Below are 1,757 nucleotides of genomic sequence, written 5' to 3' on the forward strand. Positions count from 1 at the left end.
TTTCGCTCGTTCTTGTTTTTTAAAATGGCTTCGCGTCTTTTCCCTATGGATTCACAGTGTGAACGAAGGAAGAAAAAAAGCGTCCTAATTAGGACGCTTCAGACTGTTGACAAAATGGGTTTCAGACGAATGTCTGAAACCCATTTTGTTCCATAAATAGACTATGTTTTCAAAAAAAGTGGGTAGGATGGGAAGCCATGCAAAGGAAAAGAAAGGGCGGTGCTTCGCCTTCCATAGGTAATTCGCCAGTTTTTTTAAATTCATGGCAGCACAAACAAGCATCGCCTGCGCCTCATTTTTTTCCAATCCCCGGTAATGCGTCCAGCGCAGACCATGCTTCTCTTTCATATCGGCGAAATCCCGTTCAATCGTCTCTTTTCGGAGGGCATAGAGTTCCCGGTATTCCGGAACATACCGCAAATGCTCTGCTTCTTCATAGTAGTCCTGCCATACGTGGCGAGTGACTACTTTGGTGTAGCTCTTGCTTTGCGTGCACTGATGAAGATACGGACAGCTTCGGCACACCGCCGGGTCCGATTTGTATTCCCGGTACCCTTCCCGATTCGTAGTAGAGTAAGATAGAACTTGATCATTGGGGCATAGATAACAATCAAAATATTCGTCATACACAAAATCTGATTTCCGAAAGAATCCATCTTTTGTTTTCGGGCGAGTGTACGGCCAAATCGGCTTTACCCCTTGTTCGAGTAAATACTTGGCAATGGCAGGAGTTTTATATCCTGCGTCTACACACACGGCTTCCGGACATGATTGGATTTCCCGTTTCACTCGTTCGAACAGCACAAAAAACGCTTGACTGTCATGGACGTTGGCTGCCGTCACGTAGGTCTGTAGAATCCATCCGTTGCGATCACAAGCTGTATGATACGAATAGGCAAACACTCGCTCCCGTTCATTTTTCACCAACAGTCCGCTCTCCGGATCCGTTTTGCTTACTTTTACTTCCCGTTTTTTTTTTTCTCAGATGGCAACGGCGATTTTCCATGAGCGATCCGATCCCGTTCGATTTCTTTTTCGAGTTCCTGTTGGTAGGCTTTGGCTTCGACTTCTGCCATTTCCGTTGTAAACTTCTTTTTATTGGCGCTTGCTTTGACATGAGTGGAGTCTACGTACAAGACACTCGAATCTACCAATCCGTGTTCAAAGGCTTCTTTTAAAATCCGTGAAAAAATTTGATGGAATACATCCGTTCCAGCGAAACGACGCGCATAGTTTTTACTTGGCGTCGAGTGATGAGGAACGGGATCATGAAGACTAAGTCCTAAAAACCAACGGTAGGCGACGTTGGTTCGGATTTGTTCGACGGTTTCACGCATGGAGCGAATCCCAAATACATACTGAATCAAATACATTTTAAACAACATCACTGGATCAATGCTCGGACGTCCATGATCAGGAGAGTAGAGATCTTTCACCACATCATAGATAAAAGAAAAATCAATGGCCGCATCCAGCTTTCTTACCAAGTGATCCTCTGGAACCAGATCATCCAGTTTCACCGTGGTTTCGGTATAGCGCCCATCTTCTTGGTGTGGCCGAAGCATCGTTCCTTTCCTCCATTTCTCCCTCGTCTTACCTTCATAATAAAACAGCTTGTCGACTTTGTCGACAAGCTGAGGTGTCCCATGGATGGGACACCTTTTCCTGTTGATGATGCACAATGCGGTTCAAGGCCGGCGATTCGCCTAGTGTGCCAAAGGCGTGTCGTTTGGCCTTCTCTTATTTGTATTTATACC

Annotated in this window: 1 pseudogene; it reads right to left on the reverse strand. The window is 45.5% G+C overall.

The features are described from left to right. Window positions 1-84 precede the first annotated feature (84 nt). A pseudogene (locus M948_RS42395) lies at window positions 85-1,565 on the reverse strand (IS1182 family transposase). Window positions 1,566-1,757 lie beyond the last annotated feature (192 nt).

Origin of the sequence: Virgibacillus sp. CM-4, assembly GCF_000445495.1 — a bacterium.
Lineage (GTDB): Bacteria > Bacillota > Bacilli > Bacillales > Amphibacillaceae > Virgibacillus > Virgibacillus salexigens.